Genomic DNA, 12,465 nt, shown 5'->3' on the forward strand with positions numbered 1-12,465 from the left:
CGATGGTGGACTAGACCAGCACAGGGTGTGAAGGTATACAGAGGGATCGCGCGACGTGCGAGGATGAGCCATTCACCAGGAGCCGGGAAGGCGGAGCATGACGACCGACGTCAGCAGTGCGGAGAACGAGAACGGGGCGAACGTCCGTACTGCACGCGTGCCCAAGTACTACCGCCTGAAGAAGCACCTGCTCGACATGACCGAGACACTGCCGCCCGGCACCCCGGTGCCGCCGGAGCGGACGCTGGCCGCCGAATTCGACACCTCGCGTACGACCGTTCGGCAGGCGCTTCAGGAGCTGGTCGTCGAGGGGCGGCTTGAGCGGATCCAGGGCAAGGGCACGTTCGTCGCCAAGCCGAAGGTCTCCCAGGCGCTGCAACTCACCTCGTACACCGAGGACATGCGGGCCCAGGGCCTCGAACCGACCTCACAGCTGCTGGACATCGGTTACATCACCGCCGACGACACCCTCGCCGGGCTGCTCGACATCACCGCCGGCGGACGGGTGCTGCGGATCGAGCGCCTCCGTATGGCGAACGGCGAGCCGATGGCCATAGAGACGACTCACCTCTCCGCCAAGCGCTTCCCGGCCCTGCGCAGGTCGCTCGTCAAGTACACCTCCCTCTACACCGCGCTCGCCGAGGTCTACGACGTCCATCTCGCCGAGGCCGAGGAGACCATCGAGACCTCCCTGGCCAACCCGCGCGAGGCCGGCCTCCTCGGCACGGACGTGGGCCTGCCGATGCTGATGCTCTCCCGCCACTCCCTGGACAAGGAGGGGCAGCCGGTGGAGTGGGTGCGGTCGGTCTACCGGGGCGACCGATACAAGTTCGTGGCGCGGCTCAAGCGGCCGCAGGACTGAGCCTCCTCTGGGCGGGCGTCCACGAACCGTTCCTGAGCAGTAAGTGGGCAAGCCCGCTCATTGGCACGCCCCGAACGGTCTTGGGCGCACTGGTCGTCCGCTTTCGCATCCCGGGCGGCGACACGGATCACGTCCGTGGTCCGAGCCGGGTGGGCGGAGTCCCTCACGACCTGGCCATGTGAGTACGGCGGCGGTCCTGGCCCTGCTGATCGTCGTGGTGATCGCGGACGCCTTACGGATCCGCGTCCGACACATACGCCGCCCGGCGCTGTCCACGCTGAACGAGGCCAAGTACGTCGAGTCGAAGATCGTCGCCCCGGCGGGGCTGATCCCGACCAAGGAGGAGAAGGAGGACGAGCGCCATGCGGTCGCTTGGGCGGGTGGTTAGGGGTGTGCGCTGGTACGTACGGGAACTGACCGACGAGTCGGCGTACGACCGCTACATGGAGCACCTGCGTACGCACGACCCGGGAGGGGGTCCGCTGCCGCTGAACACACAACCTTCGCATCCGTTATCCGGACAGGGGGTTCCATACGGCGAAACCGTCCCTTACATTTCCTGCGCGTTAATGCAGGTGATCTGCGTTAATCAGTGGTGATCAGTGAGGGGACGGAACCCGGACATGTCAGAAGCGCCTGAAGTGAGACCCCCAGGGGCACCGGTGGTGACACCAGTCAGGGTGGTCATCGCCCTGTGCCTGTTCGCACCGTTCGTGGCGATGCTCTGGGTCGGTTCCTACGCCAAGACGGACCCGGTGCTCATGGGCATCCCGTTCTTCTACTGGTACCAGATGGCCTGGGTGCTCATCTCCACCGTGCTCACGGGCGTCGCGTACGTGCTGTGGCAGCGTGACCAGCGTGCCCGCAAGTCCCAGCGGTCCGCGAACGGGGGTGTCGCGAAGTGAAGGACGGCGTGAACGGCGTGGCACTCGCCGTCTTCATCTTCTTCTTCCTGGCCGTCACGGTCATGGGCTTCATGGCCGCGCGCTGGCGCAAGGCCGAGAACGAGAACAGCCTCGACGAATGGGGCCTGGGCGGCCGGTCGTTCGGCACCTGGGTCACCTGGTTCCTGCTCGGCGGCGACCTCTACACGGCGTACACCTTCGTCGCCGTACCGGCGGCGATCTACGCGGCGGGCGCGGCCGGCTTCTTCGCCGTGCCCTACACGATCCTGATCTACCCGCTGATCTTCACCTTCCTGCCCCGTCTGTGGTCGGTCTCGCACAAGCACGGCTATGTGACGACGTCCGACTTCGTACGCGGCCGCTTCGGCTCGAAGGGGCTTTCGCTGGCGGTGGCGGTGACCGGCATCCTCGCGACGATGCCGTACATCGCGCTCCAACTCGTCGGTATCCAGGCCGTACTGGACGTCATGGGCGTCGGCGGCGGTGAGAACACCAACTGGTTCATCAAGGACCTGCCGCTGCTGATCGCGTTCGGTGTGCTGGCCGCGTACACGTACTCGTCTGGCCTGCGTGCCCCGGCGCTGATCGCGTTCGTCAAGGACACCCTGATCTACATCGTCATCGCGGTGGCGATCATCTACATCCCGATCAAGCTGGGCGGCTTCGACGAGATCTTCGCCAAGGCGGGCGAGGCGTACGGCCAGACCAACCCGGCGACGGGTGCGCCGCGCGGTGCGCTGGTGCCGGGCGACGCGAGCCAGTGGACGTACGCGACGCTGGCCCTCGGCTCGGCGCTCGCACTCTTCATGTACCCGCACTCGATCACGGCGACGCTGTCGTCGAAGAGCCGCGAGGTGATCCGCCGCAACACCACGATCCTGCCGCTCTACTCCCTGATGCTGGGCCTGCTCGCGCTGCTCGGCTTCATGGCGATCGCGGCCGGGATCAAGGTGCAGAACGGCCAGCTGGCGATCCCGCAGCTGTTCGAGACGATGTTCCCCGACTGGTTCGCGGGCGTCGCCTTCGCCGCCATCGGCATCGGTGCGCTGGTCCCCGCGGCGATCATGTCCATCGCGGCGGCGAACCTCTTCACCCGCAACATCTACAAGGACTTCATCAGGCCGAACGCCACGCCGGAGCAGGAGACCAAGGTCTCCAAGTTGGTGTCGCTGCTGGTGAAGGTAGGCGCCCTGGCCTTCGTCCTCACCATGGACAAGACAGTCGCCATCAACTTCCAGCTCCTGGGCGGCATCTGGATCCTCCAAACCTTCCCCGCGCTGGTGGGTGGCCTCTTCACCCGCTGGTTCCACCGCTGGGCCCTGCTCGCCGGCTGGGCGGTCGGCATGCTCTACGGCACGATGGCCGCGTACGGCGTCGCCTCGCCGACGCAGAAGCACTTCGGCGGCTCTTCCGCGGAGATCCCCGGCATCGGCGAGATCGGCTACATCGGTCTGACGGCCTTCGTCCTGAACGTGGTGGTGACGGTTGTCCTGACGTTCGTGCTGCGGGCGGCCAAGGCCCCCGACGGCATCGACGAGACCAAGCCGGAGGACTACACGGCGGACGCCGGCGACGCGGGCGTCCAGGTCGAACTGCCGCCGGCCACGGCGGGGGCGAGCCACTAGCCGCCGGCTCGGGGCGGGGGCGTTTTTCGCCCCCGCCCCTACCCGTCCCATCCCCAGGGGCTACCGCCCCTTCAACCCCGCTTCGCCTGAGAGCTCGGTCCAGTCGGTGTGTTGGCGAGTGCGGGGAACTGCGCGAGCAACCACACCAAACCCGCAGACGCCCCACATCCGCAACCTCCCGAGCTCTCACGCGGCTTTCCGGAGCGGAGCGCAGACGCGGGGGCGAATCCATCCGGTTACGCTGGGTTGGTGACCGCCCCCGCTCCGATCGTCCTCGACAGCGACCCCGGTATCGACGACGCCGTAGCCCTGCAGTACCTGCTAGGGACCGGACTGTGGGACCTCAAGGCGTACACGTCCGTCGGCGGCAACCTCCCCGCCGACGCCACGTACCGCAACGCCCGATCCCTCGCCCGCGCCCTGCGCATCGACGGCGACGTCCCGGTACACAGGGGCGCGGGCCGCCCCCTCTCCCGCCTCCCCTACCGAGAGGCCTCCGCCTTCCACGGCCCGGCAGGCCTCGGCAACGAGAACCTGCCCGACTCGACCGCGCCCCACCCGACGGAGTCGTCCGCGCAGGCACTGCTCCGACTCTCCCGGGAGTACGAGGGCGAGCTGACCGTCTGCGCCACGGGCCCGCTCACGAACGTGGCCATCGCGGTGCTGGAGGACCCGGCATTCGCCCACCGCGTCAAGAAGTTCGTCTTCATGGGCGGCGCCGCGCAGGTACCGGGCAACTTCACCCCGGTCGCCGAGTTCAACATCTGGGCCGACCCGGACGCCGCCGAGGTGGTGCTCTCCTCCGGCATCCCGTTCACCATGGTCGATCTGGACGCCTCGCACCGCTGGCTGTTCCGCCCCGCGGACCTCGCGGCACTGGAGGCCGCGGGCCCGGGCACGGCACTCGCGGCCCGGCTGATGCGGACGTACATGGACGCCTACACCCGCCACGGCGGCGACGGCACCTGCCCCCTGCACGACCCGCTCGCGGTGGGCGTCTGCGGCGACGAGGCGTTCGTGACGGCCGCCGAAGGAGCCGTCGTCGTGGAGTGCGGAAGCGAACTGACGCGGGGCCAGACCGTGTTCGTCCCCGCCGACGCCCGACGGATCTACTACTCCGAGTCCCCCGCCCTGACCACCCGCCTGCGCACCACCGGCCGCGTCGCCCTGGGCCCGGGCTCCCGCGACTTCGCCAAGGACTTCGTGACGACGCTGCCGCGCCGGCCTGCCACCACAACCCGATAGCTGCCGCTACTGCCGCCAGGTCGCGCACCGCGTTCCGATCATCCGACAATCCCCCCGTACCTGTGGATACTCCCCGACCCTCGCCGTGCCCCGTGATGCACACTGCGACGCATGGACATCACCATCAGGCGGGCGGCCCCCGACGAGTACGCCGCCCTCGGCGAGATCACCGCGCAGGCCTACCTGGGCGACGGACTGCTGGACTTCGGGGAGAGCGACGGCTACCTCGGTGAGCTGCGCGACGTGGCCAAGCGGGCCGCCGCGGCCGAGGTGCTCGTCGCGGTCGAGGTCGAGGACGGCCGGGCACTCGGCGGAGTGACCTTCGTCCCGGCCGGTGGCCCCATGGCCGACATCGCCCGCGCGGGAGAGGCCGAGATACGGATGCTCGCGGTCGCTCCGGAGGCCCGCGGGCGGGGCACCGGCGAGGCCCTCGTACGCGCCTGCGTCGAGCGCGCCCGGGCCGTCGACGGCTGTGTGGGCATCGTCCTGTCGACCCAGCGGGCCATGCACGCCGCCCATCGCATCTACGAACGTCTGGGCTTCGTCCGCACACCCGAACGGGACTGGGCTCCCCTCCCCGATCTGGCCGACCTCACGCTGATCACCTATGAGTTGACGCTATGACACGCTCCGAAGCCGACTGCGACACAACATATGGGGGTGACACCACGACCCGGCACTAGATGTATGCTCATGCTCGCTGTCGCCGCAGGGGAATCCGGTGCGAATCCGGAACTGTCCCGCAACGGTGTACTTGCGCGTGTTTGCGCGCGAGCCGAGTCCGAGCACCTGCCGACAGTGCGCCCGTCCGTCCGGTTCGGGTGCCTGACGTCCGGGCCTCGTGGAGTGGGCCGGTGGACGCGACGCCCCCGTGCGCTCGTGTGCTGCTGCCTGCCCTCCCGCAGAGCCCCCTGCCGAGCGAGGGAGAGCCCCACGTGACCATCGCGCCAGCCGATCCGGCTTCAGCCGCCCCGGTTCCAACCGCACTGGTTCCCGCCGCCCTGGTTCCCACCGTCGCGGCGACGGAGACCGACGGTCCCGGTACCGCGTTGCTGCGGACCCTGACCGAGCTGACCGCCGACCTCCCCGACGCCGACCCCGGCCGGGTCGCCGCCGCCGCGCTGCGCGGCCGGTCCGCTCGGGGGACCTTCGACGAGGTCACCGCGGAGCTGCGCGAGCTGGCCACGGAGGCGGCCGCCGGTCTCATCTCCGAGGACCCCGCCTACTCGAAGCTGGCCGCCCGCCTGCTGGCGATCAGCATCCGGGCCGAGGCCGCCTCCCAGGGCGTCACCACGTTCACGGAGTCCATCGCCGTGGGCCACCGGGAGGGCCTCGTCGCCGACCGTACGGCGGAGTTCGCACGGGTCCACGCCGCGCGCCTCGACGCCCTCGTCGAGGCGGCCGCCGACGACCGCTTCGGCTACTTCGGCCTGCGCACCCTCCACAGCCGCTACCTCCTCCGGCACCCGATCACCCGCAAGGTCATCGAGACACCCCAGCACTTCATGCTGCGCGTCGCCTCCGGCCTCGCCGAAAACGACACCCCACGCGCTCTCGACGAAGTCGCCGCGCTCTACGGGCTCATGAGCCGCCTCGACTACCTCCCCTCCTCCCCCACGCTCTTCAACTCCGGTACGCGGCACCCCCAGATGTCGTCCTGCTACCTCCTCGACTCCCCGCTGGACGAGCTGGACTCCATCTACGACCGCTACCACCAGGTGGCCCGCCTCTCGAAGCATGCCGGTGGCATCGGGCTGTCGTACTCCCGTATCCGCTCCCGGGGTTCGCTGATCCGGGGCACGAACGGGCATTCCAACGGCATCGTCCCGTTCCTGAAGACGCTCGACGCCTCGGTCGCCGCCGTGAACCAGGGCGGTCGGCGCAAGGGCGCGGCCGCGGTCTACCTGGAGACCTGGCACTCCGACATCGAGGAGTTCCTGGAGCTGCGCGACAACACGGGTGAGGACGCCCGGCGGACGCACAACCTGAACCTGGCGCACTGGATCCCGGACGAGTTCATGCGCCGGGTGAACGCCGACGCGCAATGGTCGCTGTTCTCCCCGTCCGACGTACCCGAACTGGTCGACCTGTGGGGCGAGGAGTTCGACACCGCGTACCGCGAGGCGGAGGCGAACGGGCTGGCGAAGAAGACCATCCCGGCCCGCGATCTGTACGGCCGCATGATGCGTACGCTCGCGCAGACCGGCAACGGCTGGATGACCTTCAAGGACGCCGCCAACCGCACCGCGAACCAGACGGCCGAGCCGGGCCACGTCGTCCACTCCTCCAACCTCTGCACGGAGATCCTGGAGGTCACGGACGACGGGGAGACGGCGGTCTGCAACCTGGGCTCGGTGAACCTGGGCGCGTTCATCGACCCGGCGACGGCGGACATGGACTGGGAGCGGCTGGACGAGACCGTCCGCACGGCCGTGACCTTCCTGGACCGTGTCGTCGACATCAACTTCTACCCGACCGAGCAGGCGGGCCGTTCGAACGCCAAGTGGCGCCCGGTCGGTCTCGGCGCGATGGGTCTGCAGGACGTCTTCTTCAAGCTCCGGCTGCCCTTCGACTCCCCCGAGGCGAAGGCCCTGTCCACGCGGATCGCCGAGCGGATCATGCTCGCCGCGTACGAGGCCTCCGCCGACCTCGCCGAGCGGAGCGGCCCGCTGCCGGCCTGGGAGAAGACCCGTACGGCCCGCGGTGTGCTGCACCCCGACCACTACGGCGTCGAGTTCACCTGGCCGGAGCGCTGGGCGGCCCTGCGTGAGCGCATCGCGACGACCGGCCTGCGCAACTCCCTCCTCCTCGCCATCGCGCCCACGGCCACCATCGCCTCGATCGCCGGGGTGTACGAGTGCATCGAGCCGCAGGTGTCCAACCTGTTCAAGCGCGAGACGCTGTCCGGTGAGTTCCTCCAGGTCAACTCGTATCTGGTGAAGGACCTCAAGGAGCTGGGCGTCTGGGACGCCCGCACCCGCGAGGCGCTGCGCGACGCGAACGGCTCGGTGCAGGCCTTCACCTGGATCCCCGAGGACGTACGGGCGTTGTACCGCACGGCCTGGGAGATCCCGCAGCGCGGCCTGATCGACATGGCGGCGGCGAGGACCCCGTACCTGGACCAGGCCCAGTCGCTGAACCTGTTCCTGGAGACGCCGACCATCGGCAAGCTCTCCTCGATGTACGCGTACGCCTGGAAGTCGGGCCTGAAGACGACGTACTACCTGCGCTCCCGCCCGGCGACCCGTATCGCCCGCGCGGCCCAGGCCCAAGCCACCGTCCCCGTGCAGCAGACCGCAGACCCCGAAGCGGTCGCCTGCTCCCTTGAGAACCCCGAGTCCTGCGAGGCCTGCCAGTGATGTCCAGCACCCAGAATCTTCTCGACCCCGGCTTCGAGCTGACTCTCCGCCCCATGCGCTACCCGGACTTCTACGAGCGCTACCGGGACGCGATCAAGAACACCTGGACCGTCGAGGAGGTCGACCTCCACTCGGACGTCGCCGACCTCGCGAAGCTCAGCCCCGCCGAGCAGCACCTGATCGGTCGGCTGGTGGCGTTCTTCGCGACGGGCGACTCGATCGTCGCGAACAACCTGGTCCTGACGCTGTACAAGCACATCAACTCCCCCGAGGCGCGGCTCTACTTGAGCCGACAGCTCTTCGAGGAGGCCGTCCACGTCCAGTTCTACCTGACGCTGCTGGACACCTACCTCCCCGACCCGGAGGACCGCGCGGCCGCCTTCGCCGCCGTCGAGAACATCCCCTCCATCCGGGAGAAGGCCGAGTTCTGCTTCAGGTGGATGGACTCGGTGGAGAAGCTGGACCGGCTGGAGTCCCAGGCCGACCGGCGCCGCTTCCTGCTCAACCTGATCTGCTTCGCCGCTTGCATCGAGGGTCTGTTCTTCTACGGCGCCTTCGCGTACGTCTACTGGTTCCGCAGCCGGGGCCTGCTGCACGGCCTGGCCACCGGCACCAACTGGGTGTTCCGCGACGAGACGATGCACATGAGCTTCGCCTTCGACGTGGTCGACACCGTCCGCAAGGAGGAGCCGGACCTCTTCGACGACCAGCTCCAGCAGCAGGTCACCGACATGCTCGAGGAGGCCGTCGAGGCCGAGCTTCAGTTCGCACGGGACCTGTGCGGTGACGGCCTCCCGGGCATGAACACCGACTCGATGCGGCAGTACCTGGAGTGTGTCGCCGATCAGCGTCTGACCCGGCTCGGCTTCGCCCCGGTGTACGGCTCCGAGAACCCCTTCTCCTTCATGGAGCTGCAGGGCGTTCAGGAGCTGACCAACTTCTTCGAGCGGCGTCCGTCGGCGTACCAGGTGGCGGTGGAGGGCACCGTCGACCTGGACGAGGACTTCTGAGCCTCTGCCTTGTCGTGCTCCTGGGCCTCCCTGATCTGACGGTCGATGCGCCGGTCGTGCACGATCCCGATCACTGACGGGAGGACCAGGAGGACGAACATGCCGAGAACGGTGAGCATGGCGATCAGTGCTTCTGTCTGTGCGGTAGTCATGACACCAATGTCGCTCCGGACACCCCTTACAAACAGTGGCAGGACTGCCGTAGACCCTCGATTTCCTGCCACCGGCGAGGCACACTTGGCGGCATGCTGAAGAACGTCGCCGCCGTCCTCCTCGACGGCGTGCACCCCTTCGAACTCGGCGTCGTCTGCGAGGTGTTCGGCCTCGACCGGAGCGACGAGGGCCTGCCGGTGTACGACTTCGCCGTGGTCTCGGCGGAGGGACGGGCGCTGAGCACCCACGTCCCCGGCTTCACGGTCTCGACCCCGTACGGCCTCGAGCGCCTGGAGGAGGCCGACCTGATCGTCGTACCGGCCTCGGACGGGATCGCCACTCGTGACTGTCCGCCCGAGCTGCTCGACGCCCTGCGCGGGGCCGTCGACCGAGGCGCCCGGGTGCTCAGCGTCTGCTCCGGAGTCTTCGTGCTGGGCGCGGCCGGGCTGCTCGACGGGCGGCAGTGCGCCGCTCACTGGCGGCACGCCGAGATACTGGCCCGGCGTTTTCCGCGGGCGGTCGTCGAACCCGACGTGCTGTACGTGGACGCCGACCCGGTGATCACCTCCGCGGGCACCGCGGCCGGTATCGACGCCTGCCTCCACATCGTCCGCAAGGAACAGGGCCCGGAGGTCGCCAACAAGATCGCCCGGCGCATGGTCGTACCGCCGCACCGCGACGGCGGTCAGGCCCAGTACATCGAGCGGCCACTGCCCCGCTCGCAGTGCGACACGGTCGGCGAGGTGCTGACCTGGATGGAGCGCCACCTCGACGAGGAGGTCACCGTCGAGCAGCTGGCCGCCCGCGCCCATATGTCCCCGCGTACGTTCGCCCGCCGCTTCCAGCAGGAGACCGGGACCACTCCGTACCGCTGGATCCTGCGTCAACGGGTGCTGCTGGCCCAGCGGTTGCTGGAGGCGACGGACGAGACGGTGGACGCGATCGCCTGGCGCACCGGCTTCGGCACGGCGGCCGCCCTGCGCCACCAGTTCGTACGGTCACTGGGCACGACCCCCCAGGCCTACCGCCGGACCTTCCGGGGCCCGGAGGCCGCCTGAGGACGCGTGCGGCCGCCCCGGTGGCGTCAGTCGTTCGCGACCACGGGGTACCGGGGCTCGTTCTCGGCCATCTGCCGCAGCGCGTCCTTGCGGTCGCGCTTGGACAGCCGGTCGATGTACAGGTAGCCGTACAGATGGTCGGTCTCGTGCTGCAGGCAGCGCGCGAAGTAACCGGTGCCGCGCACCTTGATCGGGTTGCCCTTCTCGTCCTGCCCGGTGACCTCGGCGTAGTCGGGGCGGGCGAGCGGCATGTACGCGGTCGGCACCGACAGGCATCCCTCGTTGCTGTCGTCCAACCGGCGCGTCTCGGCGGGCAGTTCGACCAGCTTGGGGTTGCAGACCACGCCGACGTGCCGGTTGCCCTCGTCGTCCGGGCAGTCGTACACGAACACCTTCAGATCGACGCCGATCTGGTTCGCGGCCAGGCCCACGCCCTCGGCGGTGCGCTGACTGGCGAACATGTCGTCCACCAGCTTCGCCAGCTCGTCGCCGAACTCGGCGACGTCCTTGCACTCCTTGTGCAGCACCGGGTTCCCGACGACCGTGATCGGCCGCGAGGTACCCCGCTCGCGGTACGCCTGCTCGCGCTCCTCGCAGTCCTCCGAGTCGACGACGAACCCCTCGTCATCGACGGGGAGCACGCCCACGTGCTGCTGATCGGTGTCCTGCTGAGCCATGACAGACGTACGCCTTCCTCAAAAAACTGGGGGTGAGTGCTGATACAGGGTACGGGGATCGCGCCGCTCAGGAGGGCGCCCGTAGGGGGCGCGGGGAACTATGCGACCAGCTCTCACCGACCCGCAGTCGAAATACGACCGCGCAACCCCTAACAAACCTCTTCCAAATCCCGCCAATCACGAGAATCCGGACTGTCCGCCACCCACCCGTCCAGCAACCCCCGAACCAGCGAAGCCGGCGCAGCCACCCCGCACTCCCGCTCCGGCGCCCACAACTGCCCGTCAGTGACATGCCCCAGCGGCCCGGGATGCCCCGGCTCACTGTGGTCATGCGGATCCAGATGATCCCCGTCGCCCTCGTCGGACGGCATCCGGGACTCCGAGCACAGCCGGCACAACAGCCGCACCGACGATGACCAGTCCTCCGCCGCGAACCCGGCGTCGGCCGCGAGCCGCTCCAGCGCGTCCCGGTCCGCCTCGGTCGCCGCCTCCAGCAGCACCACCCAGGTCGGCACCGGCGACGGCGCCCACAGCTCGATCTCGTCGAACACCGGATACGCGTGCCCGGCGGCCGTGGTCCGCTCCCCGTGCGGAACCCCGTCGTGCAGGACGACCTCGCCCCAGCGCCGCCCGGAGGACGGCAGCGGAATGGAGAGCACCTCGATCCGGGCGGGGTCGAGCCGCCGCCCCCACACGACCTCGGCCTCACCCTCCGGCGACAGCCGTACGGCGGCGCTGCCCAGGTCCATCCCGACGGGCTCGCCGGAGGCGCTCGCGGCCCCGGGCACCCGCAGCCCGTACGCCTGCCAGGCACGGCGGGCCAGCGGCCAGTCCTGCAGGGCGGTGGCGGCGATGCCCACGTTCCACCAGTCCGGCGCCCCGGTCTCGCGGTCGAGCAGTGCGACGGCCCTGAGGCCGGCCGCTCTGGCCTGCTCCCAGTCGTGCCGGAACTTGTGCAGCAGGGCAAGGTTGAACCAGGACTCGGACAGCCACGGCTCCAGATCCGCGGCACGTGTCAGCAGCGCGCCCGCGTCCTCGTACCGACCGTCACCGATCAGCGTGAACGCACGGTCGGTGGCCTGCCGCCAGGAGGCGGAGGGCCGATGCCGTCCCTTGCCGAAGATCCTCACGATTCCCGCCTGCCAGTTACGGTTCCCGCCTGCCAGTTCCATTGGAGTGGGCTGGCCGTCGCCCCCGGGTACACCCTCTCCCTCGCATCCAACCACGGACGGAAGCAGAGCCGCTCATTACCCATGGGTTACCCACCCTCACCCCGGTCAGACCGCCCACCCGTCGCCCACCACCCCTCGCCGAAGCCTCCCGGGACCCCACTCCGGAGACCCTCCGGGAACCCTTGCCAGAGGCCCCCCGACGCTAAACGCCCGAGAGGCCCGGACCTAGGGGGTGCTTTGAAAGTCCCGCACAGCACCCACGGCGCCCGGCATGCCGAGGGCACGCACCGAACACCGCGGGCACCGCACGGGACTTTCAAAACACCCCCTAGCTAGGGCGCGTATCTGGTTTCGATCAATCTGGCGGATCCGGCCCGCGCGGTGTGGCGGATCCGGTAG

At 69.2% G+C, this 12,465-nt stretch carries 12 protein-coding genes, 1 pseudogene and 1 riboswitch; of the genes and pseudogenes, 10 read left to right on the forward strand and 3 right to left on the reverse strand.

All coding sequences use genetic code 11. From position 1 onward, the window contains the following. Positions 1-97 precede the first annotated feature (97 nt). The 9 genes and pseudogenes from F3T56_RS35015 to F3T56_RS35055 all read left to right on the forward strand — a co-directional run bounded on the left by F3T56_RS35015 (position 98) and on the right by F3T56_RS35055 (position 9,006). Complete coding sequence (locus F3T56_RS35015; RefSeq protein WP_149829373.1) at positions 98-862, forward strand: GntR family transcriptional regulator; 765 nt, start codon at positions 98-100, stop codon at positions 860-862. 187 nt (positions 863-1,049) lie between these two features. Continuing rightward, positions 1,050-1,250 (forward strand): annotated as a pseudogene (locus F3T56_RS35020) (hypothetical protein); the annotation flags it as partial. After that, a complete protein-coding gene (locus F3T56_RS50285; RefSeq protein WP_149829374.1) occupies positions 1,225-1,461 on the forward strand; it encodes a YbdD/YjiX family protein in 237 nt (78 codons plus the stop codon). The pseudogene F3T56_RS35020 and the gene F3T56_RS50285, both read left to right, overlap by 26 nt. A 24-nt stretch (positions 1,462-1,485) precedes the next feature. Beyond that, positions 1,486-1,767: a DUF3311 domain-containing protein gene (locus F3T56_RS35030; RefSeq protein ID WP_172639283.1), complete on the forward strand. Its 282-nt coding sequence runs from the start codon at positions 1,486-1,488 to the stop codon at positions 1,765-1,767. Then, positions 1,764-3,392 (forward strand): monocarboxylate uptake permease MctP, encoded by a 1,629-nt coding sequence (gene mctP, locus F3T56_RS35035; RefSeq protein WP_149829376.1) that lies wholly within the window; start codon positions 1,764-1,766, stop codon positions 3,390-3,392. The genes F3T56_RS35030 and mctP overlap by 4 nt, the downstream gene beginning before the upstream one ends. 249 nt (positions 3,393-3,641) lie before the next feature. Further along, positions 3,642-4,637 (forward strand): nucleoside hydrolase, encoded by a 996-nt coding sequence (locus tag F3T56_RS35040; RefSeq protein ID WP_149829377.1) that lies wholly within the window; start codon positions 3,642-3,644, stop codon positions 4,635-4,637. Positions 4,638-4,748: 111 nt separating this feature from the next. Next, positions 4,749-5,261, forward strand: coding sequence for a GNAT family N-acetyltransferase (locus F3T56_RS35045; RefSeq protein WP_149829378.1), 513 nt, complete (start codon positions 4,749-4,751; stop codon positions 5,259-5,261). Between the two features lie 63 nt (positions 5,262-5,324). Continuing rightward, a riboswitch (cobalamin riboswitch) is annotated at positions 5,325-5,448 on the forward strand. Positions 5,449-5,572: 124 nt separating this feature from the next. Then, on the forward strand, positions 5,573-7,996 hold the full coding sequence (locus tag F3T56_RS35050) for a ribonucleoside-diphosphate reductase subunit alpha (protein WP_425473698.1): 2,424 nt from the start codon (positions 5,573-5,575) through the stop codon (positions 7,994-7,996). After that, positions 7,996-9,006: a ribonucleotide-diphosphate reductase subunit beta gene (locus F3T56_RS35055; protein WP_149829379.1), complete on the forward strand. Its 1,011-nt coding sequence runs from the start codon at positions 7,996-7,998 to the stop codon at positions 9,004-9,006. The genes F3T56_RS35050 and F3T56_RS35055 overlap by 1 nt, the downstream gene beginning before the upstream one ends. Here the strand turns inward: F3T56_RS35055 and F3T56_RS35060 are convergent. After that, complete coding sequence (locus F3T56_RS35060; protein ID WP_246204216.1) at positions 8,919-9,158, reverse strand: hypothetical protein; 240 nt, start codon at positions 9,156-9,158, stop codon at positions 8,919-8,921. The genes F3T56_RS35055 and F3T56_RS35060 overlap by 88 nt on opposite strands. 93 nt (positions 9,159-9,251) lie before the next feature. Here F3T56_RS35060 and F3T56_RS35065 point away from each other — a divergent pair, with 93 nt between their 5' ends. Then, a complete protein-coding gene (locus tag F3T56_RS35065; protein ID WP_149829380.1) occupies positions 9,252-10,217 on the forward strand; it encodes a GlxA family transcriptional regulator in 966 nt (321 codons plus the stop codon). Positions 10,218-10,243: 26 nt separating this feature from the next. On the opposite strand, the gene def is transcribed toward F3T56_RS35065, so the two are convergent. After that, the gene (def, locus tag F3T56_RS35070; RefSeq protein WP_149829381.1) at positions 10,244-10,894 is read right to left on the reverse strand and encodes a peptide deformylase; all 651 of its coding nucleotides are present in this window, start codon (positions 10,892-10,894) and stop codon (positions 10,244-10,246) included. Between the two features lie 149 nt (positions 10,895-11,043). Next, on the reverse strand, positions 11,044-12,024 hold the full coding sequence (locus F3T56_RS35075) for a tetratricopeptide repeat protein (protein WP_149829382.1): 981 nt from the start codon (positions 12,022-12,024) through the stop codon (positions 11,044-11,046). Positions 12,025-12,465: the final 441 nt, after the last annotated feature.

This window comes from Streptomyces tailanensis, assembly GCF_008386495.1.
GTDB lineage: Bacteria > Actinomycetota > Actinomycetes > Streptomycetales > Streptomycetaceae > Streptomyces > Streptomyces tailanensis.

Coding starts and splice junctions, on each gene's coding strand:
- F3T56_RS35015 (WP_149829373.1), top strand. CDS start 98: ATGACGACCGACGTCAGCAGTGCGGAGAACGAGAACGGGGCGAACGTC.
- F3T56_RS50285 (WP_149829374.1), top strand. CDS start 1,225: ATGCGGTCGCTTGGGCGGGTGGTTAGGGGTGTGCGCTGGTACGTACGG.
- F3T56_RS35030 (WP_172639283.1), top strand. CDS start 1,486: ATGTCAGAAGCGCCTGAAGTGAGACCCCCAGGGGCACCGGTGGTGACA.
- F3T56_RS35045 (WP_149829378.1), top strand. CDS start 4,749: ATGGACATCACCATCAGGCGGGCGGCCCCCGACGAGTACGCCGCCCTC.
- F3T56_RS35055 (WP_149829379.1), top strand. CDS start 7,996: ATGTCCAGCACCCAGAATCTTCTCGACCCCGGCTTCGAGCTGACTCTC.
- F3T56_RS35060 (WP_246204216.1), bottom strand. CDS start 9,158: ATGACTACCGCACAGACAGAAGCACTGATCGCCATGCTCACCGTTCTC.
- F3T56_RS35065 (WP_149829380.1), top strand. CDS start 9,252: ATGCTGAAGAACGTCGCCGCCGTCCTCCTCGACGGCGTGCACCCCTTC.
- def (WP_149829381.1), bottom strand. CDS start 10,894: ATGGCTCAGCAGGACACCGATCAGCAGCACGTGGGCGTGCTCCCCGTC.